25 protein-coding genes are annotated in these 26,286 nt (G+C 67.9%); 8 read left to right on the forward strand and 17 right to left on the reverse strand.

Annotated features, from left to right (window positions below; genetic code table 11):
* Positions 1 to 9: 9 nt before the first annotated feature.
* Entirely contained in the window at positions 10 to 660 is a 651-nt protein-coding gene (locus ACYQ8K_RS18575) for a TetR/AcrR family transcriptional regulator (protein ID WP_459971229.1), read from the forward strand.
* Positions 661 to 685: 25 nt separating this feature from the next.
* A complete protein-coding gene (locus ACYQ8K_RS18580) occupies positions 686 to 1,939 on the forward strand; it encodes a chloride channel protein (protein WP_459971231.1) in 1,254 nt (417 codons plus the stop codon).
* A gap of 12 nt (positions 1,940 to 1,951) precedes the next feature.
* On the opposite strand, the gene ACYQ8K_RS18585 is transcribed toward ACYQ8K_RS18580, so the two are convergent.
* Positions 1,952 to 2,794, reverse strand: coding sequence for a MaoC/PaaZ C-terminal domain-containing protein (locus ACYQ8K_RS18585; RefSeq protein ID WP_459971232.1), 843 nt, complete (start codon positions 2,792 to 2,794; stop codon positions 1,952 to 1,954).
* 9 nt (positions 2,795 to 2,803) lie between these two features.
* On the reverse strand, positions 2,804 to 4,168 hold the full coding sequence (locus ACYQ8K_RS18590; RefSeq protein ID WP_459971234.1) for a 3-oxoacyl-ACP reductase: 1,365 nt from the start codon (positions 4,166 to 4,168) through the stop codon (positions 2,804 to 2,806).
* Positions 4,169 to 4,321: 153 nt separating this feature from the next.
* On the opposite strand from ACYQ8K_RS18590, the gene ACYQ8K_RS18595 reads away from it, so the two are divergent.
* Positions 4,322 to 5,656, forward strand: coding sequence for an acetyl-CoA C-acetyltransferase (locus ACYQ8K_RS18595; RefSeq protein ID WP_459971236.1), 1,335 nt, complete (start codon positions 4,322 to 4,324; stop codon positions 5,654 to 5,656).
* A 331-nt stretch (positions 5,657 to 5,987) separates the two neighbouring features.
* Here the strand turns inward: ACYQ8K_RS18595 and ACYQ8K_RS18600 are convergent, their stop codons facing one another.
* On the reverse strand, positions 5,988 to 7,823 hold the full coding sequence (locus ACYQ8K_RS18600) for an acyl-CoA dehydrogenase (protein ID WP_459971238.1): 1,836 nt from the start codon (positions 7,821 to 7,823) through the stop codon (positions 5,988 to 5,990).
* A gap of 200 nt (positions 7,824 to 8,023) precedes the next feature.
* On the opposite strand from ACYQ8K_RS18600, the gene ACYQ8K_RS18605 reads away from it, so the two are divergent.
* Positions 8,024 to 9,037 (forward strand): isopenicillin N synthase family dioxygenase, encoded by a 1,014-nt coding sequence (locus ACYQ8K_RS18605; protein WP_459971240.1) that lies wholly within the window; start codon positions 8,024 to 8,026, stop codon positions 9,035 to 9,037.
* Positions 9,038 to 9,120: 83 nt separating this feature from the next.
* Positions 9,121 to 9,609, forward strand: a complete 489-nt coding sequence (locus ACYQ8K_RS18610; protein WP_459971242.1) for a flavin reductase family protein — start codon at positions 9,121 to 9,123, stop codon at positions 9,607 to 9,609.
* Between the two features lie 24 nt (positions 9,610 to 9,633).
* Here the strand turns inward: ACYQ8K_RS18610 and ACYQ8K_RS18615 are convergent, their stop codons facing one another.
* The 5 genes from ACYQ8K_RS18615 to ACYQ8K_RS18635 all read right to left on the reverse strand — a co-directional run bounded on the left by ACYQ8K_RS18615 (position 9,634) and on the right by ACYQ8K_RS18635 (position 13,829).
* Positions 9,634 to 9,789 (reverse strand): hypothetical protein, encoded by a 156-nt coding sequence (locus ACYQ8K_RS18615; RefSeq protein ID WP_459971295.1) that lies wholly within the window; start codon positions 9,787 to 9,789, stop codon positions 9,634 to 9,636.
* Positions 9,790 to 9,910: 121 nt separating this feature from the next.
* Positions 9,911 to 10,657, reverse strand: coding sequence for a succinate dehydrogenase/fumarate reductase iron-sulfur subunit (locus tag ACYQ8K_RS18620; protein ID WP_007768969.1), 747 nt, complete (start codon positions 10,655 to 10,657; stop codon positions 9,911 to 9,913).
* Positions 10,654 to 12,570 carry a fumarate reductase/succinate dehydrogenase flavoprotein subunit gene (locus tag ACYQ8K_RS18625; protein WP_459971244.1) on the reverse strand — a complete coding sequence of 639 codons (1,917 nt, stop codon included), beginning with the start codon at positions 12,568 to 12,570 and terminating at the stop codon, positions 10,654 to 10,656. The genes ACYQ8K_RS18620 and ACYQ8K_RS18625 overlap by 4 nt, the downstream gene beginning before the upstream one ends.
* A gap of 44 nt (positions 12,571 to 12,614) precedes the next feature.
* Complete coding sequence (locus tag ACYQ8K_RS18630) at positions 12,615 to 13,442, reverse strand: hypothetical protein (RefSeq protein WP_459971246.1); 828 nt, start codon at positions 13,440 to 13,442, stop codon at positions 12,615 to 12,617.
* Between the two features lie 81 nt (positions 13,443 to 13,523).
* Entirely contained in the window at positions 13,524 to 13,829 is a 306-nt protein-coding gene (locus ACYQ8K_RS18635) for a hypothetical protein (RefSeq protein ID WP_064953694.1), read from the reverse strand.
* A gap of 106 nt (positions 13,830 to 13,935) precedes the next feature.
* On the opposite strand from ACYQ8K_RS18635, the gene ACYQ8K_RS18640 reads away from it, so the two are divergent.
* Complete coding sequence (locus ACYQ8K_RS18640) at positions 13,936 to 14,697, forward strand: isocitrate lyase/PEP mutase family protein (RefSeq protein WP_459971248.1); 762 nt, start codon at positions 13,936 to 13,938, stop codon at positions 14,695 to 14,697.
* Positions 14,698 to 14,766: 69 nt separating this feature from the next.
* Here ACYQ8K_RS18640 and ACYQ8K_RS18645 read toward each other — a convergent pair whose 3' ends face one another.
* Entirely contained in the window at positions 14,767 to 15,216 is a 450-nt protein-coding gene (locus ACYQ8K_RS18645) for an Hsp20/alpha crystallin family protein (RefSeq protein ID WP_459971250.1), read from the reverse strand.
* 227 nt (positions 15,217 to 15,443) lie between these two features.
* On the opposite strand from ACYQ8K_RS18645, the gene nirB reads away from it, so the two are divergent.
* Positions 15,444 to 18,026, forward strand: coding sequence for a nitrite reductase large subunit NirB (gene nirB / locus ACYQ8K_RS18650; RefSeq protein ID WP_459971251.1), 2,583 nt, complete (start codon positions 15,444 to 15,446; stop codon positions 18,024 to 18,026).
* Positions 18,027 to 18,036: 10 nt separating this feature from the next.
* The gene (nirD, locus tag ACYQ8K_RS18655) at positions 18,037 to 18,405 is read left to right on the forward strand and encodes a nitrite reductase small subunit NirD (protein WP_064877714.1); all 369 of its coding nucleotides are present in this window, start codon (positions 18,037 to 18,039) and stop codon (positions 18,403 to 18,405) included.
* Positions 18,406 to 18,420: 15 nt separating this feature from the next.
* Here nirD and ACYQ8K_RS18660 read toward each other — a convergent pair whose 3' ends face one another.
* From ACYQ8K_RS18660 to ACYQ8K_RS18695, 8 genes are all read right to left on the reverse strand, one after another.
* Complete coding sequence (locus ACYQ8K_RS18660; protein ID WP_459971253.1) at positions 18,421 to 18,873, reverse strand: TetR/AcrR family transcriptional regulator; 453 nt, start codon at positions 18,871 to 18,873, stop codon at positions 18,421 to 18,423.
* A 78-nt stretch (positions 18,874 to 18,951) separates the two neighbouring features.
* Positions 18,952 to 19,725 (reverse strand): sirohydrochlorin chelatase, encoded by a 774-nt coding sequence (locus ACYQ8K_RS18665; protein ID WP_459971255.1) that lies wholly within the window; start codon positions 19,723 to 19,725, stop codon positions 18,952 to 18,954.
* A complete protein-coding gene (locus tag ACYQ8K_RS18670) occupies positions 19,716 to 20,867 on the reverse strand; it encodes a uroporphyrinogen-III synthase (RefSeq protein ID WP_459971288.1) in 1,152 nt (383 codons plus the stop codon). Before ACYQ8K_RS18670 ends, ACYQ8K_RS18665 begins: the two co-directional genes overlap by 10 nt.
* An 89-nt stretch (positions 20,868 to 20,956) precedes the next feature.
* On the reverse strand, positions 20,957 to 22,354 hold the full coding sequence (locus tag ACYQ8K_RS18675; RefSeq protein ID WP_459971290.1) for an MFS transporter: 1,398 nt from the start codon (positions 22,352 to 22,354) through the stop codon (positions 20,957 to 20,959).
* A 469-nt stretch (positions 22,355 to 22,823) separates the two neighbouring features.
* The gene (locus ACYQ8K_RS18680; RefSeq protein ID WP_459971257.1) at positions 22,824 to 23,735 is read right to left on the reverse strand and encodes a 5-oxoprolinase/urea amidolyase family protein; all 912 of its coding nucleotides are present in this window, start codon (positions 23,733 to 23,735) and stop codon (positions 22,824 to 22,826) included.
* Between the two features lie 54 nt (positions 23,736 to 23,789).
* A complete protein-coding gene (locus ACYQ8K_RS18685; protein ID WP_459971259.1) occupies positions 23,790 to 24,464 on the reverse strand; it encodes a 5-oxoprolinase subunit B family protein in 675 nt (224 codons plus the stop codon).
* A 112-nt stretch (positions 24,465 to 24,576) separates the two neighbouring features.
* A complete protein-coding gene (locus tag ACYQ8K_RS18690) occupies positions 24,577 to 25,581 on the reverse strand; it encodes an ABC transporter substrate-binding protein (protein ID WP_459971261.1) in 1,005 nt (334 codons plus the stop codon).
* Positions 25,582 to 25,638: 57 nt separating this feature from the next.
* Positions 25,639 to 26,223 carry an acyl-CoA-like ligand-binding transcription factor gene (locus ACYQ8K_RS18695; RefSeq protein ID WP_459971262.1) on the reverse strand — a complete coding sequence of 195 codons (585 nt, stop codon included), beginning with the start codon at positions 26,221 to 26,223 and terminating at the stop codon, positions 25,639 to 25,641.
* Between the last annotated feature and the right edge of the window lie 63 nt (positions 26,224 to 26,286).

Below are 26,286 nucleotides of genomic sequence, written 5' to 3' on the forward strand. Positions count from 1 at the left end.
AGGCAAGCGATGGCGGGTGGTACCAAACGGTTGCCGCGTGCCGTTCGCGAGCAGCAGATGCTCGACGCCGCGGTGCAGATGTTCTCCGTCAACGGCTACCACGAGACCTCGATGGACGCGATCGCAGCCGAGGCGCAGATCTCCAAGCCGATGCTGTACCTGTACTACGGCTCCAAGGAAGATCTGTTCGGCGCCTGCCTGAACCGCGAGATGGGCCGGTTCATCGACGTGGTGCGCGCCGACATCGATTTCCAGCAGAGCCCCAATGACATGCTGCGCAACACCATTGCGTCGTTCATGCGCTACATCGACGCCAACCGGGCGTCCTGGATCGTGATGTACACCCAGGCCACCAGCTCGCAGGCGTTCGCGCACATGGTCCGCGAGGGTCGCGAGCAGATCATCGACCTGGTGGCCGGGCTGATGCGGGCAGGCAGCCGCAACCCGCGCTCCGAGCGCGAGCACGAGATGATGGCCGTGGCCCTGGTGGGCGCCGGCGAGGCGGTCGCGAACCGGCTCAGCACCGGCGACGTCGACGTCGACGAGGCGGCCCAGCTCATGATTGATCTGTTCTGGTACGGCCTCAAGGGGTCACCGGCCGAGCGAGAGGCGGCCGCGGCCCACCCCGACGCGGGCGGCTCGGACGCCGCCGCCGACTAGGCCTACATTCGTTCAGGTGGCCCGCATGAGCGCTCCCCGCTCGGACCGCGGCAACCTCGACTTCTTTTGCGCGGTAATCATCGTCGGGTTGCTCGCCGGAGTTGCCGGATTGGCGACGACGTTCGTGCTGCGCGCCGTCCAGCACGCCACCTACCACCACAGCTTCGGTGCGCTGCTGGCCGGGGTGGCCGCAAGCAGCCCGATCCGCCGCATCGTCGGCCCGATGATCGGCGCCGCCCTGGCCGGCCTGGGGTGGTGGCTCCTGCGGCGCCGGGCCGCGGTGCCCCCGCTGGCGCAGACCATCGCCGCCCGCGAACCCGTGCCGAGCCTGTCCTGGAGCGTCGACGCGCTGCTGCAGGTGCTGCTCGTCGGGTCCGGGGCGTCGCTGGGGCGTGAAGGGGCCCCACGCCAATTCGCGGCGGCGCTCAGCGATTTGGGCACCGGATGGCTCAAGCGGCTCACACCGCGCGACCGCGAGGTGCTGCTGGCATGCGCGGCGGGCGCCGGGCTCGGCGCGGTGTACGCCGTCCCGCTGGCCGGCGCGCTGTTCTCGATCCGGATCCTGCTGACCACCTGGCAGCCGCGCGCGGTGGGCGCGGCATTTCTGTCCTCCGGCCTGGCGGTCGCCGTCGGTTCGGCCATCACCCGCGATCAGCCCAACCTGCGGTGGCCGGTCGAAGAGTCGACGTATCTGCTGACCGCGCACGGATTGCTGCTGGCGCCAGTGGCTCTCGCGGTCGGGCTGGCCTTCAACCGGTTGATGGCCGCCGCACGCCCGGCCCGCCAGCTGCGGACTCCGCTGCTGATCCCCACGCTCGCCGGGGCGGGCCTGGTGATGGGGATCTGTTCGCATTGGTGGCCCGAGTTGCCGGGCAACGGCCGCAGCATCCTCACGGTCAGCCTGGCCAGCGGCATGACCCTGCTGTCGGCGGTGGCGATCCTGGCGCTGAAACCCCTTCTGACCGCACTGTTTCTGCGCGCCGGCGGGGCCGGCGGGTTGCTCACGCCCTCGCTGGCCACCGGCGCCGCCGCCGGGGCGGCGCTGATCCTGACGATCAACTGGGCGACCGGTGCCCACCTGCACGTGCCGGCGGTGTCGCTGGCCGGCGCGGCCGGTGTGCTCGCGGTGACGCAGGGCTCACCGATCTGGGCGGCGATCTTCGTCTGGGAACTCGCCCGTCCGCCGCTGTGGCTGTTCCTGCTCTTCCTGCTGACCGCGACCAGCGCCCACGGCCTGAAACTGCTTGCCCGGGGCCGTACTTCGACGCACGCGGGCTAGCGGGCCGTCAGCTCAGAGCGCGCGTACCGTGCCGGTCAGGTGTGGGTAGCCCTTGGCGATGTTGCGCAGCGAAATGTCCCAGCCGCCGTTGTGCTCGTCGATGTAAAGCCCCGTCGTCGCGGGCAGTACCACCGGCTTGCCGAACCGCACCGAGTACCGGACCGCATCGGGAATCTGTGCCTCGACGTTGGCCAATACGGCTGCCGCGCTAAACATTCCGTGTGCGATCACCGTCGGGAAGCCGAACAGCTTGGCCGCGACGGAGTTGGTGTGGATCGGGTTGTGATCGCCCCCGACGTCGGCGTAGCGCCGGATCAGCCCCGGGCTGATACGCAGCACGGTGGACGGCGGCGGCAGCTTGGGCTGCTTCTTCGGCGGCGGCTTGGGTTCGTCGGAAAGGCTGGTCCGCTGCTGGTGCAGGAAGGTCGTCACCTGGTGCCAGGCGGTGTCGTTGCCGACGCTGACGTCGGTCACCAGATCGACCAGCAGCCCCTTGCGGTGCTCGCGCAGGTTCTCGGCGTGCACGCGCACACCGACGGTGTCGGTGACCGCGATCGGGCGGTATTGCGTGATGTGGTTCTCGGTGTGCACCGATCCCATTGCGGCGAAAGGGAAGTCGAACCCGGTCACCAGCGACATCATCGCCGGAAAGGTCAGCGCGAACGGGTACGTCAGCGGCACGTGATTGCCGTAGCGCAGACCGGTCACCCCCGCGTACTCGGCCACGTTCGCGCGGTCGATCGGCAGTTCCTCGATGGTCACCGTGCGGGTGGGCAGTTCGCTTCCGCGGGACACCACGGGCAGGGCCCCGGCGGCCGCGCGCAGCATGTTCTTCAGGCCGCTTGGCTGATTCATGACGTTCTCCTATGCGCCCAGCATGGCCTGGCCACAGACGCGAATGACGTTGCCCGTCACCGCATTCGAAGCCGGGCTGGCGAAGTAGGCGATGGTTTCCGCGACGTCCACCGGCTGCCCGCCCTGCAGCAGCGAATTCATCCGGCGTCCGACCTCGCGGGTGGCCAGCGGGATGGCGGCCGTCATCTGGGTTTCGATGAATCCCGGTGCGACCGCGTTGATCGTGATGCCCTTGCCGTACAGCTCAGGGGCCAACGACTGGGTCAGGCCGATCATTCCGGCCTTCGTCGTCGCGTAGTTGGTCTGGCCGCGGTTGCCGGCGATACCGGCCATCGACGACAGGCCGATCACCCGGCCGCCCTCGCCGAGAGTGCCGTTGGACACCAGCCCTTCGGTAAGACGCAGCGGCGCAAGCAGATTGACGGCCAGGACGGCGTCCCAGCGGGCGTCGTCCATGTTGGCCAACAGCTTGTCCCGGGTGATGCCGGCGTTGTTGACCAACACGTCGGCGCGGCCGCCGTGGTGTTGGCGCAGGTGCTCGGTGATCTTGTCGACCGCGTCGGGGGCGGTGACGTCGAGCCACAGGGCGGTGCCGCCGACCCGGCTGGCCGTCTCGGCCAGCGCCTCGGCGGCCGATTCCACGTCGATCGCGACCACGCGCGCGCCGTCGCGAGCGAACACCTCGGCGATCGTCGCACCGATTCCGCGGGCCGCGCCCGTGACGATGGCGACCTTGCCGTCCAGCGGGCGGTCCCAGTCGGTCGGAGGCGTGGAGTCCGCCTCCCCGACGTAGTAGACCTGGCCGTCGACGTAGGCGGACTTGGCCGACAGGATGAACCGCATCGTCGATTCCAGGCCCGTCGCGGCGGGTTTGGCGTCCGGCGACAGGTAGACCAGCGACACCGTGGCGCCGTTGCGCAGCTCCTTGCCCAGCGAGCGGGTGAAACCCTCGAGGGCGCGCTGCGCGATCCGCTCGTGCGGGCTGCCGGCGGCGTCGGGCGTGGTGCCCACGACGGCCACCCGGGCGGAATGGCCCAGATTGCGCAGCAGGGGCGTGAAGAACTCGTACAGCCCCTTGAGTCCCTCGGGCGTGGTGATGCCGGTGGCGTCGAACACCAGGCCGCCGAACTTGTCGGCCCATCGACCGCCCAGGTTGTTGCCCACCAGGTCGTAATCGGCGTCCAGCGCCGCGCGCAGCGGTTCGACGACCCTGCCCTCCCCGCCGATCAGCAGCGCACCGGCCAGCGGCGGTTCACCGGCCTGGTAGCGGCGCAGCGTCTCGGGTTGGGGAACGCCGAGCTGCTTGGCGAGGAACGATCCAGGACCGGAATTGACGATCTGAGAAAACAGATCGGACGAAGCCTTGGGAGCCACCGGAGCTACCTTCCATGTTCTTGCGAAGTCTGGGTATGCCTACATCACAACCGTATCGAGGACGAACTTACTGCAGAGTAAGAACCGTGGGTAGTATGGCCCAAGACGGGCGATTCCCAAACCGATAGACCGCAGAAACACGGAGAAGATCAAGTGGCCCCTGCAAGCTCTGAGGCAAGCAAACAGCGCAGTTCCGAGCGTCGGCGCGTGGCCGTCCTGGGCGGCAACCGCATCCCGTTCGCCCGGTCGGACGGGGCCTACGCGGAGGCGTCCAATCAGGACATGTTCACCGCCGCCCTAAGCGGGCTGGTGGATCGCTTCGGACTGGCCGGCGAACGGCTGGGCGTGGTGGTCGGCGGCGCCGTGCTCAAGCACAGCCGCGACTTCAACCTGACGCGCGAATGCGTGCTCGGTTCGCAGCTGTCCTCCTACACGCCCGCGTTCGACCTGCAGCAGGCCTGCGGGACCGGGCTGCAGGCGGCCGTCGCGGCGGCCGAGGGCATCGCGGCCGGACGCTACGAGGTGGCGGCCGCCGGCGGCGTGGACACCACCTCCGACGCCCCGATCGGTCTGGGCGACAACCTGCGCCGCACGCTGCTCAAGCTGCGCCGGGCCAACTCCAACGTGCAGCGGCTGAAGCTGGTCGGCACGCTGCCCGCGACCCTGGGCGTCGAGATCCCGGTCAACAGCGAACCCCGCACCGGGCTGTCGATGGGGGAGCATCAGGCGCTCACCGCCAAGAAGATGGGCATCAGCCGGGTGGCCCAGGACGAGCTGGCCGCGGCCAGCCACCGCAACATGGCCGCCGCCTACGACCGCGGCTTTTTCGACGACCTGGTCACGCCCTTCTTGGGGCTGTACCGCGACGACAACCTGCGCGCGGACTCGTCGGCGGAGAAGCTGGCCAAGCTGCGTCCGGTGTTCGGCGTGAAGGCCGGCGACGCGACGATGACGGCCGGCAACTCGACTCCGCTGACCGACGGCGCATCGGTGGCGCTGCTGGCCACCGACGAGTGGGCGGCCGCCCACTCGTTGACGCCGCTGGCCTACCTGGTCGATTCGGAGACCGCCGCGGTCGACTACGTCAACGGGCGCGACGGCCTGCTGATGGCCCCGACCTACGCGGTGCCGCGGCTGCTCGCCCGCAACGGCCTGAGCCTGCAGGACTTCGACTTCTACGAGATCCACGAGGCCTTCGCGTCGGTGGTGCTGTGCCACCTGCAGGCGTGGGAGTCCGAGGAGTACTGCAAGGAGCGGCTCGGCCTGGACGCCGCGCTGGGCTCGATCGACCGGTCCAGGCTCAACGTCAACGGGTCCTCGCTGGCCGCCGGTCACCCGTTCGCGGCCACCGGCGGGCGGATCCTGGCCCAAGCGGCCAAGCAGCTCGCGCAGCGTAAGGCCGAGCAGAAGGGCGACGGCACCGTGCGCGCCCTGGTCTCGATCTGCGCGGCCGGCGGGCAGGGCGTGGCCGCGATCCTGGAGGCCTGACCGGTTCTCCGCACGTCGCCCCTGGTAGGCGCGGCGCTCCCGATGAGTTGAGTCACATCTGGTTAGTCAGATGGGGGTGCGGGTATTCGACCCACCGGATGGCCCCGTGTTGTGGTCTGACCCCCCGACCCCGACGGCAATACGGGGCATCCCCCGAATGCGAGCGTTGGTCCGTTTCGACGGACCGGCGTACGAAAAGGGCCGCCGCTGGAGTGAGGGGATCCAGCGGCGGCCTTTTTGCTGTCTACCGGTTTTCTCTGTGGCCCGCTAAGCGACAAGTCCCCCGCTTCGCGGGCGAAGCGGGGGACTTGCGCGTGGCGTTTCGCTCGGCCTAGAAGGCAGCCTCGTCGAGCTCCATGATGTCGTTGTCCAGCGTGTCGATGACCTCACGAGTGCTGGTCAGCAGCGGCAGGAAGTTCTTCGCGAAGAACGATGCCACCGCGATCTTGCCCTCGTAGAAGGACCGCTCCTCGCCGCTGGCGCCGGCGTCGAGCGCCGCCACGGCAACCGCCGCCTGACGCTGCAACAGCCAGCCGATGACCAGGTCACCGACACTCATCAGGAAGCGCACCGAACCCAGACCGACCTTGTACAGGCTGGTCACGTCCTCCTGCGCCGCCATCAGGTAGCCGGTCAGCGTCGCCGCCATCGCCTGGACGTCGCTCAGCGCCTTGGCCAGCAGCTCCCGCTCGGTCTTCAGGCGGCCGTTGCCGGACTCGGCATCGACGAACTTCTGGATCTGGTCGGACACGTGGGCCAGCGCCACACCCTTGTCGCGGACGATCTTGCGGAAGAAGAAGTCCTGCGCCTGGATGGCGGTGGTGCCCTCGTAGAGCGAGTCGATCTTGGCGTCGCGGATGTACTGCTCGATCGGGTAGTCCTGCAGGAAGCCGGACCCACCGAAGGTCTGCAGGCTCTCGGTGAGCTTGGCGTACGCCTGCTCCGAGCCCACACCCTTGACGACCGGCAGCATCAGGTCGTTGACCTTGACCGCCAGCTCGGCGTCCACCCCGTGCAGGGCCTCGGCGACGGCCGAGTCCTGGTAGGTCGACGTGAACAGATACAGCGCGCGCAGACCCTCGGCGTAGGCCTTCTGGGTCATCAGCGACCGGCGCACGTCCGGGTGGTGCGTGATGGTCACCCGCGGTGCGGTCTTGTCGGTCATCTGGGTCATGTCGGCGCCCTGCACGCGGGATTTCGCGTACTCCAGCGCGTTCAGGTAACCCGTCGACAGGGTGGCGATGGCCTTGGTGCCGACCATCATGCGGGCCTGCTCGATGACCTCGAACATCTGCGCGATGCCGTTGTGCACCTCGCCGACCAGCCAGCCCTTGGCGGGGACGTCGTGCTGGCCGAAGCTCAGCTCGCACGTCGCCGAGACCTTCAGGCCCATCTTGTGCTCGACGTTGGTGACGTAGACGCCGTTGCGCTCGCCCAGCTCACCGGTCTCGAAGTCGAACAGGAACTTGGGCACGAAGAACAGCGACAGGCCCTTGGTGCCCGGTCCGGCACCCTCGGGGCGCGCCAGCACCAGGTGGAAGATGTTCTCGAACAGGTCTCCGGAGTCGGCCGAGGTGATGAATCGCTTCACACCGTCGATGTGCCAGGAACCGTCCTCCTGCTGAACCGCCTTGGTGCGGCCGGCGCCCACGTCCGAACCGGCGTCCGGCTCGGTGAGCACCATGGTCGAACCCCAGCCGCGCTCGGCGGCCAGCACGGCCCACTTCTTCTGCTCCTCGGTACCGAGGTGGTACAGGATGTTGGCGAAGCCCGCGCCACCGGCGTACATCCACACCGCCGGGTTGGCACCCAGGATGTGCTCGTGCAGCGCCCACAGCAGCGACTTGGGCATCGCGACACCGCCGAGGGCCTCGTCGATGCCGACCTTGTCCCATCCGGCCTCGATGACGGCGTGGACCGACTTCTTGAAAGATTCGGGCAGCGTCACCGAGTGCGTCTTCGGGTCGAAGACGGGCGGGTTGCGGTCGCCCTCGACGAACGAGTCGGCGATCGGCCCTTCGGCCAGCCGGCTGATCTCGTTCAACATTTCGCGGGCCGTGTCGGCGTCCAGATCGCTGTATTCGCCCTGGCCCAATGCCTTGTCAACGCCCAGAACCTCGAACAGGTTGAACGCCTGGTCGCGGACGTTGCTCTTGTAGTGGCTCACTACGGTCCTCCTCGTTGAGAATGCCACTTGTGGTTGGGTACTAGGTCTAAGTTACCCACCAGTAACACCGCTAAAATATCGCTAGCGTCAGCGCTATGCAAGCCAATGTGAGCTAGATTTCATTGCCTAATTAACCAACCGGTTGGGAAGCTGCAGGTCATGCCGCCGAAATCCGATTTACCTGCGGCGATGCCGCGCACATGACCGGTGTGCGCGGCGTCACCGCGCTGCCCACAGTAGATTTGCGGGCCGACCCCGGCCGCCTGCGCGACGGCCTGCGCGAGGCCGGCCACGAGGTCGGCTTCTTCTATCTGACCGGGCACGGCGTGCCGCCTGACCTGGTGAGGCGGATCCTGGACGCGGCGCGCCGGCTGTTCGCGCTGCCGCAGCCGGACAAGGACGCCGTCGCGATGGTGCGCAGCCCCCATTTCCGCGGCTACACCCGCCTCGGCGGCGAGCTGACCCGCGGGGAGGTGGATTGGCGCGAGCAGATCGACGTCGGGCCGCACCGCCCGCCGATCGGTGGGCTGGACAAGTCCGACTATCGATGGCTGCAGGGCCCCAACCAGTGGCCGGACGGGCTGCCGGACCTACCCGGAATCGTCGAGGAGTGGGATGCCGCGCTGTCCGGGGTGGCCCGCACCCTGCTGCAACACTGGGCGGCCGCGCTGGGCAGCCCGTCCGACGTGTTCGACGCGGCCTTCGTGGACTCGCCGGCCACGCTGATCAAGATCATCCGCTACCCGGGCGGCGCCGCCGGCGCGCAGGGCGTGGGCGCGCACCGGGACGCGGGGGTGCTGACCCTGTTGCTGGCCGAGCCGGGCAGCACGGGCCTGCAGGTGCGGCCGGCCAGAAACGCCGAGGACGGCTGGATCGACGTGCCGCCCCGTGAGGGCGCGTTCGTCGTCAACATCGGCGAACTGCTGGAGGTGGCCACCCGCGGGTACCTGCGGGCCACCGAGCACCGGGTCAACCTGGCCGGCCCCGCGGCCGAGCGCATCTCGGTGCCATTCTTCTTCAACCCGCGCCTGGACGCGCGGATCCCGGTGCTGTCGCTTCCCGACGAGCTCGAGTCACACGCGCAGCGCGTGGACGATCCCTCGGATCCGATCTTCGCGGTCTACGGCCGCAACGCCTGGAAGAGCAGGTTGCGGGCCCATCCGGATGTGGCCGCGGCGCACGGATATTCGGCGGAACGCTTAGAAAACGGGTGAGGGCGCCCGTGCTGGGGGGACCGGCGCCGGGTAGGGTCGTTTCCGATAAATCCCGTCTCCGGCTCTAGGGGCGAATAAGTCCGGTGAACTCGAACAACAAGCTGACAGCGTCGACACTTCGTGAGGCCTTCGGTCACTTCCCGTCCGGAGTGGTGGCGATCGCCGCCGAGGTGAACGGAACCCGGGAAGGCCTGGCGGCCAGTACCTTTGTCCCCGTCTCGCTGGATCCGCCGCTCGTGTCGTTCTGCGTGCAGAACACCTCGACGACGTGGCCCAAGCTCAAGGACCGGCCGATGCTGGGCATCAGTGTGCTCGGCGAGGAGCACGACGAGGCCGCGCGCACGTTGGCCGCCAAGACGGGCGACAGGTTCGCGGGCCTGGAGACGGTTTCCCGGTCCACGGGCGCGGTGTTCATCAAGGGCACCGGCCTCTGGCTGGAGAGCGCCATCGAGCAGCTCATCCCGGCCGGTGATCACACCATCGTGGTGCTGCGGGTCAACGAGGTCACGGTGGACGCCGAGGTGGCGCCCATCGTGTTTCATCGGAGCGTTTTCCGCCGGCTCGGCGCATAGTCGCCCCGCCCGGCGGTCGGCCGGCTAGGGGCGGTGGCTCAGTTCGTCCCGAAAGCCCTGGATGCGGTTCTCGAGTTCGGCGGCGTCGCTGTACCGGCCTTCTTTGTTCGCGAGCTGGGCGCGGACCGACAACTGCCGGATCGCGGTGCGAATGTTGTTGATGCTGGCGGTTTCTCGCATGGGTTCCATGGACTGCCTTTCCGGTCGTGAGTAGCTGGCCGCACGGGGCGGCCCGACAGGATGCAGTGTGGTTACCCGGGTGCCGCGACGGCCTAACGTGCCATCACTTCGATACCGGAACTCAGCGACGGAACAGCTTGTTCCCCAGCCACACCACCGGGTCGTACTTGCGGTCGGCGACCCGCTCTTTCATCGGGATCAGCGCGTTGTCGGTGATCTTGATGTTCTCCGGGCAGACCTCGGTGCAGCACTTGGTGATGTTGCAATAGCCCAGGCCGTGCTCGTCCTGGGCGTCGTTGCGCCGGTCCCGGGTGTCCAGCGGGTGCATCTCCAGCTCGGCGATCCGCATCAGGAAGCGGGGGCCGGCGAACGCCTTCTTGTTCTCCTCGTGGTCGCGGACCACGTGGCACACGTTCTGGCACAGGAAGCACTCGATGCACTTGCGGAACTCCTGGGAGCGCTGCACATCCTCCTGCGCCATCCGGTACTCGCCGGGCTGCAGGTCCTTGGGTGGCGCGAAAGACGGGATTTCGCGGGCCTTTTCGTAGTTGAACGAGACGTCGGTGACCAGGTCGCGGATCACCGGGAACGTCCGCAGCGGCGTGACGGTGACGACCTCGTCCTCGGCGAACGTAGACATCCGGGTCATGCAGAGCAGCCGCGGCTTGCCGTTGATCTCCGCCGAGCAGGAGCCACACTTGCCCGCCTTGCAGTTCCACCGGACCGCCAGGTCCGGCGTTTGGGTCTGCTGCAGGCGATGGATGATGTCGAGGACGACCTCGCCCTCGTTGACCTCGACGGTGAAGTCCTGCAGACCGCCGTCGGCGTCGTCGCCACGCCACACCCGCATCGTCGCGTTGTAGGTCATTTGCCACTCCGTCCTGGGTGCCCGGCGAGTTCTTCGTCGGTGTAGTACTTCTCCAGCTCGGCGATGTCGAACAGCTCCAGCAGGTCGGGCCGCATCGGAGTCTGATCCTTCTTCCTGATGGTGATGTCGGGAATCACCTCGTCGCCGGCGGCCGCCTCGCAGACCAGCAACACCTTGCGCCACGACGAGTCCATCGCCGGGTGGTCGTCGCGGGTGTGCCCGCCGCGGCTCTCGGTGCGCTGCAGCGCGGCCTTGGCGACGCACTCGCTGACCAGCAGCATGTTGCGCAGGTCGATGGCCAGGTTCCAGCCCGGGTTGTACCGCCGCTGCCCCTCGACGTGGAGGTTCTTGAATCGCTCGCGCAGCTTGTCGAGCCGCGCCAGGGCCTCGGTAACCTCGTCGGCGTTGCGGATGATGCCGACCAGGTCGTTCATCGACTGCTGCAGTTCGAGCTGCAGGGTGTACGGGTTCTCCGGTGCGCCGCTGGTGGGTGCCTCGAAGGGGGACAGCGCCCGCTTCGCGGCGGCGTCGACGGCGCCCTCGGCGATCGTCGGGCGGCTGCTCAGCGCTCGCACGTAGTCGGCCGCGCCGAGCCCGGCCCGCCGGCCGAACACCAGCAGGTCCGACAGCGAGTTGCCGCCGAGCCGGTTCGAGCCGTGCATGCCGCCGGAGCATTCGCCGGCGGCGAAGAGCCCGGGAACGGTGGCCGCGCCGGTGTCGGCGTCCACCTCGACGCCGCCCATCACGTAGTGGCAGGTCGGCCCGACTTCCATCGGCTCCTTGGTGATGTCGACCCCGGCCAGCTCCTTGAACTGGTGGTACATCGACGGCAGGCGGCGGTTGATCTCCGCGGGCGTCAGCCGCGACGCGATGTCCAGGAAGACGCCACCGTGTGGGCTGCCCCGGCCGGCCTTGACCTCCGAGTTGATCGCGCGCGCGACCTCGTCGCGCGGCAGCAGGTCCGGAGTGCGGCGGGCCGAGTCATTGTCCTTGAGCCACTGGTCGGCTTCTTGTTCGGACTCGGCGTACTGCCCCTTGAACACCGACGGGATGTAGTCGAACATGAACCGCTTGTCGTCGGAGTTCTTCAGCACCCCGCCGTCACCGCGGACACCCTCGGTGACCAGGATCCCCTTCACGCTCGGCGGCCACACCATGCCCGTCGGGTGGAACTGGACGAACTCCATGTTGATCAGCGACGCGCCCGCCCGCAGGGCCAGGGCATGGCCGTCGCCGGTGTACTCCCACGAGTTCGAGGTGACCTTGAAGGACTTGCCGATCCCGCCAGTGGCCAGCACCACCGCGGGCGCCTCGAACAGGATGAAGTTGCCGCTTTCGCGGATGTAGCCGAACGCCCCGGCGATCGCGTCGCCGTCCTTGATCAGCTCGGTGATCGTGGTTTCGGCGAACACCCGGATCCGGGCTTCGTAGTCGCCGAGCTCGGCGAAATCCTCCTGCTGCAGCGAGACGATCTTCTGCTGCATGGTGCGGATCAGCTCCAAGCCGGTGCGGTCACCGACGTGGGCCAGCCGCGGGTAGGTGTGCCCACCGAAGTTGCGCTGGCTGATCTTGCCGTCCTTAAGGCGATCAAACAGTGCGCCATAGGTTTCCAGTTCCCAGACCCGGTCCGGTGCTTCCTTGGCGTGCAGTTCGGCCATGCGCCAGTTGTTGAGGAATTTCCCACCGCGCATCGTGTCGCCGAAGTGGGTCTTCCAGTTGTCCTTCGGGTTGGTGTTGCCCATGGACGCCGCGCAGCCACCCTCGGCCATGACCGTGTGTGCCTTACCGAACAGCGACTTGCACACCACCGCCACCCGCAGACCCCGTTCGCGCGCTTCGATAACCGCACGCAGTCCGGCGCCGCCGGCACCGATCACGACCACGTCATACGTGTGCCGCTCGATTTCAACCATGAAACCCTCGCTAGCTAAATTCTGATTTATCTCGAAATGGCTTGTCAGCCAACAAATCTCAGGTCAGGAATGGTGCCGCTGGCTACCAGCGCGACGTAGAAGTCGGTGACCATCAGGGTGCCCAGCGTGATCCACGCGTACAGCTTGTGCCGGGTGTTGATGACGCTGACCTGCGTCCAGATCCAGTACCGCACAGGGTGCTTGGAGAAGTGCTTGAGCCGCCCGCCGGTCACGTGCCGGCAGGAGTGGCAGGACAGCGTGTAGACCCACAGCATGATGACGTTGCCGAGCAGGATCAGGTTGCCCAGACCGAAGCCGAATCCACCGGGTCCGCTGTCGGAGTGGAACGCGACGATGGCGTCGTAGGTGTTGATCACCGAGATGATGCCGGCGATATAGAAGAAGTACCGGTGCGTGTTCTGGATGATCAGCGGGAACTTGGTCTCGCCGGTGTAGTGCACGCGGGGCTCGGCCACCGCGCAGGCGCTGGGCGACTGCCACACCGTGCGGTAGTAGGCGCCGCGGTAGTAGTAGCAGGTCAACCGGAACAGCAGCAGGAACGGCAGCGACAGCGCCGCGTACGGCAGCCACCACACGTCCGGCAGGAACTGCGGCCAGATGTCGCCGGCCTCACCGCAACCCTTGCTGACGCACGGCGAGTAGAACGGCGTCAGGTAGTGGTATTTGGGAACGAAGAAGTAATTCTGTTGGAACGCCCGCGCTGTCGCATAAATAATGAATGCGGCGAAGCCGAGATCGATTCGCAGCGGCGACATCCACCACCGGTCGGTGCGCAGAGTGCGTTGCTGGATACGGGCGCGCGTGGGTGAAAAGACACCGGACGCAGGACGGTTCGCCGTAGGTGCGCTCATTTAGTGTGTTCCTCTTCGAACGGGCTGTAGGTCGAAGGGTACACAGATACGAGCCCCCCTTTTCTGGGGGGCTTGGGTTGTTCAGGCCCTGTTGTGACCGCCGACACCCTCGTCGTCGACGTCGCGCCAGAATTCGCTGTCGTACTGGGTGTCTGGAATGACGATCTTCTCGCCGGACTGCTGCACGGTGGCGCCCGCCAGGTCCAATTCGGACACATCGGTGTCGAGCAGGTCGACGTCGGACATGATGCGGTCGGCGTCGATGACGATGCGCCGCATGGCCGGGCTGTCACCGTATCGGGCCCGCAGCGAGCTCACGCACCGCCGCAGGCCGCCGATGAGGTCGTGCAGTTCGGCGAATTCGGTCGTGCCAGTCGTGCTCGTCAACGGATCTCCTCGGCAGTGTTTCGGATCACAGTACGCCCTCGATACTATCCACCGCACACGCCAGACGTCAGTCCGTTGAGCCCGGATGCCGAGGGAGCAAACACTTATGACCGGAGCCACCACGCCTGCCGAGCGGGCCGCCGCGCTGCTCGAACTGCACCGGCCGGGCAGCCCGGTCATCCTGCCGACCGTGTGGGATGCGTGGTCGGCGCGGCTGGCCACCGGCGCCGGATTCGCCGCCCTCACCGTGGGCAGCCACCCGATGGCCGACTCGATCGGCAAACCCGACAACGAGGGCATGTCGTTCGACGACGTCCTCGCCCGGGTCGAACAGATCACCGCCGCGGTCGACGTCCCGGTGTCGGTGGACATCGAATCCGGCTACGGGCAGCCGGCGGCCCGGCTGATCGAGGGGTTGCTGAGCGTCGGGGCCGTCGGGTGCAACATCGAGGACACCGTGCACTCGGAGGGCAAGCGGTTGCGGTCCGCCGACGAGCACGCGGAGTTGGTCGGGGCGCTGCGGTCGGCCGCCGACGCGGCCGGGGTGCATGTCGTCATCAACGCCCGGACCGATCTGTTCCTGCGCCAGGACGGCGAGGCGTCCGACCGCGTCGACCGCGCGGTGGCGCGCTTGAATCAGGCGGCGGCCGCCGGCGCCGACGTGCTCTATCCGGTAGGTCGGCACGAGCCCGACACGTTGCGGCGCTTGACCGCCGAGCTGGAGCTGCCCGTCAACGCGATCGCGCTGCCCGATCAGGACGACCCGTCCTCCTTCGGCCCGCTGGGCGTCGCGCGGATCAGCTTCGGACCGTTCCTACAGGCCGCGCTGACGACCCGCGCCAAGGAGCTGCTGGCCCGCTGGGGCTGAGGCGCCGAATCCGGCGAAGCCGTTGCGGCTCCGCCGGATTCGGCTACTTATCTCCGGATTGGCCGGAGACTATTTGGTGATCTCGATGCGCTGCGCCTGGTTCCCGGCCGGATCTTTGAAGGCACCGGTGACCCGCACCGTGAGCACGCCGGCGTCGTAGCTCGCCGTGATGGCGTCGCCGGTGACATGGGCGGGCAGCTGGAACGACCGGCGGAACGATCCGTACCGGATCTCCCGCAGCGTGCGGCCTTCCTTCTCTTCCGAGCGCTGGTCGCGGTGCTCGCCGTGGATGACCAGGCGCCCGCGGTCGACCTCCACGTTGACGTCCCGGTCGACGTCAACGCCCGGGAGCTCGACACGTACGATCGCGTCGTCGCCGTCCTTGACGATATCGGCGGCCGGCTTGAATCCGCTGGTCGCCGGGGTGTTCCAGTCCGCCGCGGCGGCGGGGCCGAAAAAGTCGCGCAGCCACCGGTCGGTGTCCCAGGCCGGTCGCGACCACAATGCGAGGTTACTCATGGCGCTTCCCTTCTACTTCCTTGAGCTTCATTGTGAGATTCCTGTGACCGGCGCCTGCGCGACCGGCTATTAGGACAAACATGAGTGGACCCCGCTAAAGTTCCACCTCGTTGTTCGCCGCCGGCGAACGACCACTCACAGATCTTCCTGTGAGTTGTGAGATCCTCGTCATAGGACCGTCACATTGCGCGAAAAGAACGTAATTTCTGGCCGTTAGTCTCAAAGCCATGTCTGCAGACGGGATTTCGCGCGCAAGCTGTGCGCCTCGTCACATCATCGTAGTCGGACATGGCATGGTGGGGCACCGGTTCGTCGAGGCGCTTCGCGCGCGCGACACCGAGGGATTGTGGCGCATCACGGTTTTCGCCGAGGAGACCGACGCGGCCTATGACCGCGTGGGACTGACCTCCTACACCGAAAGCTGGGATCGCAAGCTACTGGCGTTGCCCGGCAACGATTACGAGGGTGACGAGCTGGTCCGGCTGGTGCTCAACCAGCGGGTTACCGAAATAGACCGCGCCGCAAAGACGGTGGTCACCGCCGACGGCCAGCGCCACGGCTACGACACCCTGGTCCTGGCGACGGGGTCGTACGCCTTCGTGCCGCCGGTGCCGGGCCACGACCTGCCCGCCTGCCACGTGTACCGGACGCTGGACGACCTCGACGCCATCCGCGCCGACGCCCAGCGCACGGTCGAAACCTCACATGCCACGGCGGGTGTCGTGGTCGGCGGCGGCCTGCTCGGACTGGAAGCCGCTAATGCGCTGCGCCAGTTCGGGTTGCAGACCCACGTCATCGAGATGATGCCGCGGCTGATGGCCCAGCAGATCGACGAGGCCGGCGGCGGGCTGCTGGCCAGGATGATCGGCGAACTCGGCATCTCGGTGCACGTCGGCACGGGCACCGAATCGATCGAGGCCGTTGACCATTCGGATGGCACCACCTCGGTGCGGGTGACCCTGACCGACGGCCAGGTCATCGACGCCGGCCTGGTGATCTTCGCCGCCGGCATCCGGCCGCGCGACGAGCTGGCCACCGCCGCCGGGCTCACGCGCGCCGAGCGCGGCGGGGTGCTCACCGACGTGGCTTGCCAGACAAGCGATCCCGACATCTACGCGATCGGTGAAGTCGCTGCGATCGGCGGCCGCTGCTACGGCCTGGTGGGCCCGGGCTACACCTCGGCGGAGGTGGTGGCAGACCGGCTGCTCGACGGCGTCGCGGAGTTCGGCGAGGCGGACCTGTCCACGAAGCTCAAACTGCTGGGCGTCGACGTGGCCAGCTTCGGCGACGCGATGGGGACGACCGAGAACTGCCTCGAGGTCGCCATCAACGATGCGGTCAATCGGACCTACGCCAAGCTCGTGCTCTCCGACGACGCCAAGACGCTACTCGGCGGCGTGCTGGTCGGCGACGCCTCGTCCTACGGGGTGCTGCGGCCCATGGTCGGCAGCGAGCTGCCCGGCGACCCGCTGGCGCTGATCGCGCCGGCGCAGTCCGGCGGCGGTACGGCGTTGGGCGTTGGGGCGCTGCCGGATTCGGCGCAGATCTGCTCGTGCAACAACGTCACCAAGGGCGACCTGAAGTGTGCGATCGCCGACGGCTGCGCCGATGTCCCCGCGCTCAAGGCGTGCACCTCGGCAGGTACCTCATGTGGGTCGTGTGTCCCGCTGCTCAAGCAGCTGCTGGAAGCCGAGGGCGTCGAACAGTCCAAGGCGTTGTGCGAGCACTTCAGCCAGTCGCGCGCGGAGCTGTTCGAGATCATCTCTGCCACCGAGATCCGCACCTTCTCGGGCCTGCTGGAGCGTTTCGGCCGCGGAAAGGGTTGCGACATCTGCAAACCCGTGGTGGCCTCCATCTTGGCGTCCACCGGGTCGGAGCACATCCTGGAAGGCGAGCAGGCCTCGCTGCAGGATTCCAACGACCACTTCCTGGCCAACATCCAGAAGAACGGCAGCTACTCGGTGGTGCCGCGGGTTCCCGGTGGTGACATCAAGCCCGAGCATCTGATCCTGATCGGCCAGATCGCCCAGGACTTCGGGCTTTACACCAAGATCACCGGCGGGCAGCGGATCGACATGTTCGGCGCCCGGGTGGACCAACTGCCGGAGATCTGGAAGCGCCTGGTCGACGGCGGCATGGAATCCGGCCACGCGTACGGCAAGGCGTTGCGCACGGTGAAGAGCTGCGTGGGCACCGACTGGTGCCGGTACGGGCAGCAGGATTCGGTGCAGCTGGCCATCGATCTGGAACTGCGCTACCGCGGACTGCGGGCACCGCACAAGATCAAGATGGGCGTCTCGGGTTGTGCGCGCGAGTGCGCCGAGGCCCGGTCCAAGGACGTCGGCGTCATCGCCACCGAAAAGGGCTGGAACCTCTACGTCGGCGGCAACGGCGGTATGACGCCCAAGCATGCGCAGCTGCTGGCCAGCGACCTGGACACCGAAACGCTGGTCCGCTACGTCGACCGGTTCGTCATGTACTACATCCGGACGGCCGACCGGTTGCAACGCACGGCGCCGTGGGTCGACTCGCTCGACGGCGGGCTCGACCATGTGCGCGAGGTGGTGTGCGAGGACTCGCTCGGCCTGGCCGAGGAATTCGAGGCCGCAATGGAGCGGCATGTCCAGAACTACAAGTGCGAATGGAAGGGCGTGCTGGACGACCCGGACAAGCTGTCGCGGTTCGTGTCGTTCGTCAACGCCCCGGACGCCGTCGACTCCACGGTGGCGTTCACCGAGCATGCCGGCCGCAAAATCCCTGTGTCCATTGGCATGCCGCGGGTTCGTGCAGCGACAACTCCGGAGGAATGAGGAAGGGATCATGACACTTCTCAACGACATCCAGGTGTGGACCAGCGCGTGCGCTTACGACCACCTCATTCCGGGTCGCGGCGTCGGCGTGCTGCTGGACGACGGTTCCCAGGCGGCGCTATTCCGGCTCGACGACGGCTCGGTGTACGCGGTGGGCAACGTCGACCCGTTCTCCGGCGCGGCGGTGCTCTCGCGCGGAATCGTGGGTGACCGCGACGGCCGCGTGACGGTTCAGTCGCCCATCCTCAAGCAGGCGTTCTCGCTCGAAGACGGTTCCTGCCTGGACGATCCGGCCGTTTCGGTGCCGGTGTACCCGGTGCGGATCACCGACGACGGCTACGTTCAGGTCGCGCGCGACTACCAGCCGCGGGCTGCCTGAGCCCGACCGCCGGGCTCACCGGGTGATGTCGCCGACCAGGTAGCGCTGCATCGTCGGCCCGATCGCGTCGACGAGTGCGTCCACCGGCATGGAGTGCAGCGGCTCGGAGCGAATGCCGTAGCGCATGATCCCCAGGCCCACCAACTGCGAGGCGCACAGCGAGGCCCGCTGGGCCACCTTGTCGGCGCCCAGAATCTTCAGCAGTGGGCCAAAGACCGGGCCGATGAACATGCCCTGCACGATTTCGGCGGTCTTCGCCATCCCCGTCGACGCGATGGCGCTGGCCGCGAACGGGCCGCCACCGGCGGCGTCCCACGTCGTGATCAACGTGCGCAGGGTCCGCCGGCCCACCTGGTTGACCCCGCCGGTGACGATTCGGTCGATGAATTCCGGTGTGCCAAAGGGCAACCGCAGCATCTTGGCGACCGGGTCGAGGATCCCAGGCGATGGCTCTTCGCGGCGGGGCATGGTGTCAGGATCACCCGTCGGCGATCAAAGATCAAGGAACGCCGGACACCGGCGCGCCTCGCCAGCAGGCGTTTTGCGCTAGGGCGCGGATCGCACGGTGCGGCCGTGGCCCAGCTGGTGCGGGCTCGATCGGCGCGACGACTGCCGGGCGGTGGCGGCGAGGACCGGCGGCAGGGCCCGCCGGAATCGGTTCGCGACCAACCGCGCCAACCCGGGATGGGTGCCCAGCGGCTCACTGACCAGGTCCGCGCCGCAGGCGTGCAGCCGTTGCTGGAACAGGCCGTCGGCCAGTAGATACGAGGCGACGACGACGCGGCCGCCGGCGCGGCGCGCCCGGGCCCGCGCCCGGTCCACCGCCTCGGGCAGTTGCGGCTCACCGGTGGCCGCGAACGCCAGGCTCACCCGCGACCCGGTCAGCGCCGACACCAGCGTCGCGGTGGTGTGCAGGTCGGCGCGCGCCTTGACGTCCGAGGTTCCCGCGGCCGCCAGGATCACCGAATCACCCGGTCGCCAACCGCATTTCACCAACTGATCGCCGACAATCCGCGCGATCTGCCCGCTCGGGCCCAGCGCAGGGGTGACGATGACGTTCGGGTGTCCACTGATCTCGACGTGGGCGGGCAGATCGGCCCGGACGTGATATCCGCGCGACAGGAAGGCGGGCACCACGATGGCGGGGCGCTCGGCGGCTTTCGCCCGCACCAGGACCTCGCTGGGGGTCGGACTCACCACGTCCACGAAGGCAACGTCGACCGCGCTGCGCACCAGCGTACTCACCTGTGCCGCAAGGCCTTCGATCATCGTCACGCCACCGGACCTGCGGGTGCCGTGCGCCACCAAAATCAATGCCATGGGGAAACTTCCGAATGGTCGATCGCGAGCCGGTAGCCGCGCTTGACCACCGTCGCGATGATGTTCTTGTCGCCCAGCGCCGTTCGCAACCGCAGCACCGCGGTGTCGACGGCGTGTGGGTCATTACTGTTGCCGGGAAGCACGCGCAACAGGTCGTTGCGCGCGACGACATCGCCGGGACGCTGGGCCAGCGCGCGCAGGGTGGCCATGCCGGATCCGGACAGGGCCTTCACCGAACCGTCGACCAGCACGCAGGTTCCGCGAATCTCGATGTCGTGACCGGCCGCGCGGATGGCGCACGACCGCAGGGGCGGGAGCTCCTGGGCGATATGACGGGCCAACGCCCCCAACCGCATTCGCTCGGGCGATGACGTCGGGATGCCCGCACGGATCAACGGCTGCGCGGTGACCGGGCCGACGCACATCGCGTGCACGTCGCTGCGAAGCGCTTGCAGCAGTTGATCTTCGATGCCCAGCTCGCGGCTGCGCTCCAGCAGCGCCGCGCCGGCGGGCGCCGAGGTGAAGGTCACCGCGTCGAATTGCCGTCGCGCGACCGAGGCGACGAGTTGGTCGAAGTCGCCACCGGCAGGCGTTGGCTTCCAGCGGTATACGTGGATGGGCACCACCTGCGCGCCCGCCGCCCGCAATCCGTTGATGAACTCCGGGAACGGGTCCCACCCGTCGGCCGCCCCGTGCAGCTGGACGGCGATCCGCTTACCGGCGACATCTGACTCGAGGAGGTAGCGCAGAACTTCGCGCGACGATTCGGATTTGGGCGACCACTCCTCGTGCAGGCCGGCGGCGCGCAGCGCGCCGGTCGCCTTCGGTCCGCGGGCCACGATGCGCGACTTGGCAAGCGACGCCAGCAGTTGGGTGGCCAGCCCCCAACCGTCGGCCGCCGCCACCCAGCCCCGGAAGCCAATGCCGGTGTGCACCACCAAGATGTCGGGGGGCTCGGCGATCACCGCTTCGGTGTGGCTCTGCAGTTCGTCGTCTTCAGGCAACGCGATGATGTTGATGGCCGCGGCGCTGGACACCTCCGCGCCGTTGCGGCGCAGCAACGCGCACAGCTCCTCGGCACGGTTCGCCGACGTGACGGCGATCCGGTAGCCGGTCAGCGGCGCGGAGCCTGGTGGGGCCAGTGGGGGGGCCATATGAATTGTGTATGCCTGCGACGTTTCGGTTGCGTTACCGGTCAATTGCTGTGGCATTGCCCGTGTTGCGAGTCCGCTCACACACGGGCGGCCTCGGTTTGAGGCGCCGACCCGGACAGGCCCGGGGCCGACGCGGGACGACGCACATAGATCATCCATGTCATGATTGCCGACACGACGTAGGAGACCAGAAACGCCCAGTACGCTGACGTTTCCGTGCCGGTAGACAGATAGGACTGGCGCAGCGCCAGGTTGATTCCGACGCCGCCGAGCGCGCCGACGGCCGAACAGATGCCGATCAGCGACCCCGACATCGCCCGGGCCCAATGGCGACGCTCGTCCTCGCTCGCGTCCAGCGAGCGGCTGCGCGCCTCGTAGACCGAGGGGATCAGCTTGAAGACCGAGCCGTTGCCCATGCCGGACAGCAGGAACAGCACCATGAAGCCGGCGACATAGCCGATCATGCTGGTGTTGTGCATCGCGGCGTGGTGATCGTCGAGGGTGCTGATGCTGACCAGGAGCCCGGCGCCCACGGTCATGCCGGCCAGCACGCCCAGCGTGACGCGGCTGCCGCCGAGGCGGTCGGCCAGCCGGCCACCGTAGATCCGCGCCAGCGAGCCCAGCAGGGGCCCGATGAAGGCCAGCTGCGCGGCGTGCAGCGCCGCGTGTTTGGGGCTTTCCCCGCTTTCGGCGAAGTTGACCTGCATCACCTGGCCGAAGGCGAAGGAGAACCCGATCCAGGACCCGAAGGTGGCGATGTAGAGCAGCGAGATCACAAGGGTGTCGCGCTCGAACAGGATCTTGCGCATGGTGCTCAGCTGGGTGCCGTGGTTGACGTTGTCCATGAACAACGCGGCCGCGATGCCCACGACGACCAGTAACACCAGGTACACCGCGCACACCCAGTACGGCGCCTCGTGCCCGGCGGTGGCCAGTACCAGCAGGCCGACCAGCTGGATCACCGCGACCCCCAGGTTGGCGACGCCGGCGTTGACGGCGAGCGCGCCGCCCTTGAGCCGCTGTGGGTAGAAGGCGTTGACGTTGGCCAGCGAGGCCGCGTAGTTGCCGCCGCCGAGCCCGGTCAGGGCCGCGCACAGCACGAACGGCCACAGCGGCAGACCGGGATTGGCCAGCAACGCGATCGTGCCGGCGGTAGGTATCAGTAACACAAAGGCCGAGAACGTCGTCCAGTTGCGGCCGCCGAAGGCGGCGATGCCCAGGGTGTAGGGGATCCGGGCGCACCCGCCGACCAGGGTGGCGACGGCGCCCAGCAGCAGCTTGTCGCTGGTCGAGAAGCCGTAGACGGAGCCGGGCATGAACAGCGCCATGACGGGCCACAGCGTCCAGATCGAAAACGCCACGTGGTCACCGGCGATGGTGCACAGCAGGTTGCGCCGGGCGATCTTCTTGTTGCCGGCCTCCCAGGCTGCCGTGTCTTCCGGGTTCCAGTCCGCGATGCGGTGGTTGCGCCGCACCGGGCCCGTCTTTGGCGTGACGCTCATGCGCGCGCCCTCATCACGGAAATAGCCTGCGACCCAACGGCATTGGACCGGTTGATGTGCATACAGCTCCCTCTCGTCAGGCCCCACGAACCGCCGCATCCGGCCGCCGCCACGCCAGGGGTCACCGCGCTCGCCCGGTATCGGGGAAGCTGTTCGGAGGCTGGCTTTCGACGCTTGGGCGCCCCGAATGAAGGGGCGTGCCCCGTCGCACGGTCCGATGCTCACATTTACGACGCGAGCGGGTCAACCGGAACGGGCCAATATCGCCTGTTAGTTGTTTACCAGTTCTCTGGTAAATCCCTGAGCGGCAATCGGTTCGCGAATACGCAGTTCATCGGGCCCGAATGAGCGCCGCCATCAAGTGATTTCACACATACCACTGGGCTCGTGTGAGCTGGAATACAGTGTGATTGCGGCGTTGACGAATCGCCAATGAATTGCGTTAGGAAAACGGCCAACTCGCGGCCCCGGAGTGGGCGCCCACCAAAGCCCTGGGCCGGGCCCAGTGCAGCCGCACCGCCTGGCCGGGCCGCACCTGGGCGATCTTGTCGACGTCCTCGTCGACCACCACGCCGATCACCGGATAGCCACCCGTGACCGGGTGGTCGGGCCCCAAGATGACCGGTAAACCGTTGGGCGGCACCTGAATTGCGCCGCGGGTCACACCCTCGCTGGGAAGCTGCCGGTCCGGGTAGCAGTGCTGCAGGGGCCGACCGGTCAACCGCATCCCCACCCGGTCGCTGCGATCGGACGCCATCCAATACGTGTGCACCAGGCGGTCCGGCTCGACGAACCAATCGTCACGCGGCCCGGGCACCACGAGCAGCTCGACGACGCCTGCGGGTATGGCCGCCACCGGCGCCTGGTCCAGTTCGGGGTAGGCGTCGGTGTGCTCGCCGATCGGGAGCCGGTCACCGGCCCGCAGCGGCGACGGGCCGATGCCAGACATCACGTCGTAGCTGCGCGAGCCCAGCACCGGCTCCACGCAGATGCCACCGCGGATCGCCAGGTAGCTGCGCAGGCCGGCGCGGGGGGCGCCCAACGCGATCACCTCGCCGTCGCGCACATGATGAATGCTGTTGGTGCCGAACTTGATTCCGTTGACCGTGGGATCGGCGTCGGCGCCCGTCACCGCGATGTCGACGTCGCCGCCGGACACCCGGGCCGCGAAACCTCCGAACGTCACCTCCAAAGTGGCGCGGTCGTCGGGGTTGGCCACCAGCCGGTTGGCGAGCCGGTGCGCGCGCCGGTCGGCGGCTCCGGACCGACTCACCCCCAGATGCGCCAGACCCGGGCGGCCGAGGTCCTGGACGACCGCGAGCGGTCCGGTGCGGAGGATCTCCAGGATTGCCACGGTTGTCTCCTTAGCTAGGGTGGCGACTTGGCCATGCTGGCGACCCGCCACTGGCTAGACGGCCCGGAACTGAACCCACATGCCCTGCGTCAACAACGCGGGGTTCGGCCGCTGCAGGTCCCACAGCACCGCGTCGGTGCGGCCGATGAGCTGCCAGCCACCGGGGGACTGACGCGGGTACACCGCGCTGAAGTCACCGGCCAGTGCCACCGAGCCGGCCGGTACCGAGGTCCGCGGCTCGGCGCGGCGTGGCACCCGCAGCCGCGGGTCGCCGTCGACCAGGTACGCGAAACCCGGTGCGAAGCCACTGAATCCGACGCGCCACAGCGTGGAAGTGTGGGCGTCGATCACCCCTGCGATGGTCAGGCCGGTCTGGTCGGCGACCTCTGCCAGGTCCGGACCGTCGTAGACGACGTCGATGACCACGTCGGCGCGGCGCTCCGCGGCGGTGTCTGGGCTGGCGGCGACGTTCATCTTGCGCAGCCGGTGGCGGATGACGCCTTGGTGGCGCGGGCCGTCCAACTTCACCAGCACCGTGCGGGCGGCCGGAACGACGTCGACCACGTCCGGGATCGCCGCGGCGCGCAATGCGTCCGCCCACGCCAGTACCTCAGCGGTACTGCCGCATTGCACCATCAGCGCGCGGTCGCCGTAGTCCACGACGGTGTTGCCGACCAGTTCGGTCGGCAGGTTGTGGGCCAGGTCGCCGCTAAGGTCCGTCACGCTCATTACTCGACGGTAACCCCGGAATCGGGGCTTGTGCGAGGGCCGCCGGCGGATTTTCGAGCACTGCCAGAGCTGCCTTAGCAAACGCTCAAACAGCCCCGGCGTGCCCAACCGGCTAGCCCAGGATCTTGGTGATCAGCGGCGGCAGTTGATCGGCGATGACGGGGTAGCTCAGCGGCGACGCGAACGCGATCGCGCCGGCCTGATCCTTGCTGGTGAAGATGTGCCGGTTCTGCGCGGTGGTCAGCGACCCGGCCACCTCGGGGTCGGCCAGTATCGCCTTCTGGTCGTCCGGGCTGTGCGTCGTCCAGATCACCACGTCGGCGGAGTCGAGCACCGACTTGATGTGATCGCGGGGGAGGACGGCCCGCTGATCGGTGCCGAACGGCTTGATGGCGTCGGAGATGACCAGTCCCATCTGATTCAGGAAGTCCGTCCGCCAGCCCGCCATGGTGGCGACCACCGTGCCCTGCCACGGCGCGCCGTGCATCAGCAGCGCCTTCTTGCCGGTCCACTGCTGATTCTTTTTGCCGATGTCGGTGAACTTCTGGTCGACACCGTCGATCAGCGACTTCATCTGGTCGGCCTGGAAGACTGCCTGGCCGACGATGGTGGCCTGCTCCTTCCACGGCTCGAAGAAGGCGTCGCCGTCCGATTGCGCGACGGTCGGGGCGATCGCGGACAGTTTTTGATAGGTGTCGGCGTCCAGGCCGGCGTTGACGGCCACGATCAGGTCCGGCTTGAGGCCGGCGATCTGGTCGACGGGAATTCCGTTGTCCAGGTTCAGCACCGTCGGCTGCGCGCCGCCGAGTTTGGGTGCGGCCCACGGCCAGACGGCGGACGGCTGGTCGCCGAACCAGTTGGTCACCGCGATCGGCACCACGCCGACCGCGAGCAGATCGTCCTGCTCGGTGTAGCCGGCGCTGACGACGCGCTTGGGCGGTTCCTTGATGACGGTCTCACCGAACAGGTGGGTGACCGTCACCGAACCCGGGGTGGCTCCCGGAGCCGGTTTGCGAGACGAGCATCCCGAAGAGAACGCGGTCGCGCCGCCGATCGCGGCCACCCCGGCAGCCCCTGCGAGCTGCAAGAATCCCCGTCGATTCCATCCCTGTCGCATCGCGTGAGAGTATCGCGTTCCGCCCGCTCAGACGCATCGCCGCGCTGTTGAAGCCGGTCAGCCCAGCGGCATGCCGGCGTCCATGAAGTCCAGGGCGCGAAGGATGGTCTCGGTCGTCTTCGGTGCGTTGTCGAAGGCGGCCATCATGGCGCCCGTCAACGCTCCCGCATACACCCGGACTTCGAAATCGTCTGCGGCACGGCCGATCCGGTGCGCGATCGCCTCGGCGGCCACGGTGACGGTGCGGTAGTACTCGTCGTACATCGCCGCCTTGAGCTCGGGTATCGAGAACATCAGGCGCTGGCGGGTGCTCTCGAACTCCAGCTGGTCGTCGGGCAGCTCGGCGATGACGGCCTGGTAGGCCCGGCGAAAGGCCTGGGCCGGAGACAGGTTGCGCGGCTGGGCCTTCACCGCGTTCAGGATCAGCGGGTCCAGGTCGTCGGCGAGCAGCAGCGATTCCTTGGACGGGAAATAGCGGAAGAAGGTGCTCGGCGACACGTCGGCCGCCTCGGCGATCTGTTCGATCGTGGTCGCGGCGTAGCCGTTCTCCTCGATCAGGCGGAACGCCTCGCGCCTGATCGCGCGGCGGGTCTTGATCTTTTTGCGCTCCCGTAGGCCCAGGGGAGCCTCAGTCACCTCCATGGCGCCGATTGTCGCGCATCTACCCCCCGCGGTGGGGGCGCCGCGTATCTGCGTTGCAGAGTT

This window comes from Mycobacterium sp. MUNTM1, from assembly GCF_054660795.1.

Excerpts from the sequence above, each read along its gene's own strand:
- ACYQ8K_RS18690 (WP_459971261.1), bottom strand. The coding sequence starts at position 25,581 with ATGCGACAGGGATGGAATCGACGGGGATTCTTGCAGCTCGCAGGGGCT.
- ACYQ8K_RS18605 (WP_459971240.1), top strand. The coding sequence starts at position 8,024 with ATGACCGGTGTGCGCGGCGTCACCGCGCTGCCCACAGTAGATTTGCGG.
- ACYQ8K_RS18575 (WP_459971229.1), top strand. The coding sequence starts at position 10 with ATGGCGGGTGGTACCAAACGGTTGCCGCGTGCCGTTCGCGAGCAGCAG.
- ACYQ8K_RS18645 (WP_459971250.1), bottom strand. The coding sequence starts at position 15,216 with ATGAGTAACCTCGCATTGTGGTCGCGACCGGCCTGGGACACCGACCGG.
- ACYQ8K_RS18630 (WP_459971246.1), bottom strand. The coding sequence starts at position 13,442 with ATGAGCGCACCTACGGCGAACCGTCCTGCGTCCGGTGTCTTTTCACCC.
- ACYQ8K_RS18640 (WP_459971248.1), top strand. The coding sequence starts at position 13,936 with ATGACCGGAGCCACCACGCCTGCCGAGCGGGCCGCCGCGCTGCTCGAA.
- ACYQ8K_RS18580 (WP_459971231.1), top strand. The coding sequence starts at position 686 with ATGAGCGCTCCCCGCTCGGACCGCGGCAACCTCGACTTCTTTTGCGCG.
- ACYQ8K_RS18685 (WP_459971259.1), bottom strand. The coding sequence starts at position 24,464 with ATGAGCGTGACGGACCTTAGCGGCGACCTGGCCCACAACCTGCCGACC.
- ACYQ8K_RS18615 (WP_459971295.1), bottom strand. The coding sequence starts at position 9,789 with ATGCGAGAAACCGCCAGCATCAACAACATTCGCACCGCGATCCGGCAG.
- ACYQ8K_RS18585 (WP_459971232.1), bottom strand. The coding sequence starts at position 2,794 with ATGAATCAGCCAAGCGGCCTGAAGAACATGCTGCGCGCGGCCGCCGGG.
- ACYQ8K_RS18620 (WP_007768969.1), bottom strand. The coding sequence starts at position 10,657 with ATGACCTACAACGCGACGATGCGGGTGTGGCGTGGCGACGACGCCGAC.
- ACYQ8K_RS18625 (WP_459971244.1), bottom strand. The coding sequence starts at position 12,570 with ATGGTTGAAATCGAGCGGCACACGTATGACGTGGTCGTGATCGGTGCC.
- nirD (WP_064877714.1), top strand. The coding sequence starts at position 18,037 with ATGACACTTCTCAACGACATCCAGGTGTGGACCAGCGCGTGCGCTTAC.
- ACYQ8K_RS18695 (WP_459971262.1), bottom strand. The coding sequence starts at position 26,223 with ATGGAGGTGACTGAGGCTCCCCTGGGCCTACGGGAGCGCAAAAAGATC.
- ACYQ8K_RS18665 (WP_459971255.1), bottom strand. The coding sequence starts at position 19,725 with ATGGCATTGATTTTGGTGGCGCACGGCACCCGCAGGTCCGGTGGCGTG.
- nirB (WP_459971251.1), top strand. The coding sequence starts at position 15,444 with ATGTCTGCAGACGGGATTTCGCGCGCAAGCTGTGCGCCTCGTCACATC.
- ACYQ8K_RS18660 (WP_459971253.1), bottom strand. The coding sequence starts at position 18,873 with ATGCCCCGCCGCGAAGAGCCATCGCCTGGGATCCTCGACCCGGTCGCC.